The sequence below is a fragment of the Pseudomonadota bacterium genome (assembly GCA_026388255.1).
GTDB lineage: Bacteria > Desulfobacterota > Syntrophorhabdia > Syntrophorhabdales > Syntrophorhabdaceae > JAPLKB01.
Genome location: JAPLKC010000047.1, coordinates 1 through 1,992 on the forward strand (window position 1 = coordinate 1; position 1,992 = coordinate 1,992).

Consider the following 1,992-nt stretch of genomic DNA (forward strand, 5'->3'; position numbering starts at 1 on the left):
ATTGAGGAGTTCCGTATAACCATTTGCTATTTCTACCCCGCTTATGTATAGTTCAAACCGCTCAACCTTATTTGTATCTTTCTTTTTTGCCATCGTTGAGACAGATAAAGGCCAATCTTTAATAAAATAAGGAGCTTTCTCAATGATTTTTAGTTCAACTTCCTGAATAAAAAGTTTGAAAAACAGGCCATTCCAGTCATCTTTATCATCAATACCCGTAAAACCTTTTGATTTCATAGTATGAAAAAGCTCATCCCTGTTTAATTTAAAGGGATTTATGCCGCACATTTCAAGAAAAAGCTTTTCAAGTTCATAAACTTTGAAAGGCATTTCATAACTATCTTTCCTGTTTTTACACAACCTGTGGGCGACATATCGAATCAACTCCTCTACTTCTTTCATTGCCTGGATATATGTTCCTTCTCTGTACCATTCAAGCATGGTGAACTCTATACCGTGGATTTCTTCAAATTCTTCAACTCTGTAGACTTTACATATCTGAAAAATCCGCTCATGCCTGAATTGCAGAAGCTTCTTCATATGCAGCTCGGGAGACGTATGGAGATAGCAGGAAGCTTTACTGTCAATGCATACTTTTAACGGGTCAATATAAGGATCAGGCGGCACAGTCTTCATAAGGTTGGGAGTCTCAACCTCAATATATTTATGTTTATAAAAATAGGACCGTATTGTCTTTAACAGATTGTGTCTGGTTTCTAAAAGGTTATGCGGCTGATTGTCAATCCTCATAATGATTGATTTTTATAAGACAAACAAGTATACTTTGTCAAATGGAGAGGTGACCGAGTTGGCCGAAGGTGCTCGCCTGCTAAGCGAGTGTACGGGTTAAACCGTACCCAGGGTTCAAATCCCTGCCTCTCCGCCATTCATATTTAATAATATCAATAGTTTATAAAAATTAATCTGCTTAAAAAACGCCAGTAAAACGCCAGTAACTATGTCATCTATTTACAGGAAAGTGAATAGTACCTTACAAAAATAATCTCCCGTCACTATATTAATCAGTAATTATTTGTAATTTTGCTGCAAGTGCTTGCAACGACTATTCGAGCTGAAGGGGGAGCTAATGGTATGTGATTGCATTTGCGTGAGGGTCCTAAAATCACTATTATGACACGGTCCATATTCTTCAATGTAGAACGGTAGATTGAATAACCTACACCCCTCTGAGATGTTATAAAAACTTCAAGACCCAATTAAGACCGAAAAGGGTAACAGAGAACAAATAAGGCAAATTTTTGTCGCTTAACGACAACGCCTATTATTCTTAGCCCATTCGTATAATTTGCACGCCTTCTGAACGTCACTGTGCGTCCACGGGTGGTATTGCCCATGAGCAAATATGCGTCCCCCCTATAGTATGCTTCTGCAAAACCAGGTTTGAAGCGGATAGCCTTATTCAGGTATTCAATAACCTTTTTTGGATCTGCTTTATTCCGCCTGCCGGCGGTATATAGAGGAATATGGTACGGTCTGAACTTGAAAATTAGTAATACAAAGGAAATGAACAACAACCTTTCAATAATGGGTGAGTTTCTCAGGTTCTTGTACAAAAGCGAAAACTTTTCTGTAATGCTCGTCAAAGTGGTAAAGATCGTTGAAAAGGGTTCCGGCCTCAACGGGAATTGCCCGGCAGCAGGCAAAACCATTGCCTGTGTAGGGCCGATTCCAGAGGGATTCTTCTATGATGGTGCAAAGCACATCATTGCCGGAAAGTGGACAAACACAAAATACGGGTTTCAGCTAAAGATAGAAAAGATCGATATCATTGAACCTCACGGCAAGGCGGAGATAGTCAGGTTCCTTTCATCCGGTCTTATTAATGGTATCGGCCCTGTGACGGCGCAGAGGATCGTGGAATGTTTCGGGAAGGATACCCTTGAAGTCCTGGACAGAAACCCTCAGGCAATATTGCAGGTGAAGGGCATCGGACAAGTTACCTCTGAAAAGATCATGTCCTCGTGGAAAGAA

2 protein-coding genes and 1 tRNA gene are annotated in these 1,992 nt (G+C 40.2%); 2 read left to right on the forward strand and 1 reads right to left on the reverse strand.

Translation table 11 applies throughout. From position 1 onward, the window contains the following. The coding region (locus tag NT178_06640) for a hypothetical protein (GenBank protein ID MCX5812206.1) at positions 1-750 on the reverse strand (750 nt) is incomplete at its 3' end. Positions 751-793: 43 nt separating this feature from the next. Here NT178_06640 and NT178_06645 point away from each other — a divergent pair. Continuing rightward, a tRNA-Ser gene (locus NT178_06645) sits at positions 794-886 on the forward strand. A gap of 614 nt (positions 887-1,500) precedes the next feature. Beyond that, the coding region (locus NT178_06650) for a helix-hairpin-helix domain-containing protein (GenBank protein ID MCX5812207.1) at positions 1,501-1,992 on the forward strand (492 nt) is incomplete at its 3' end.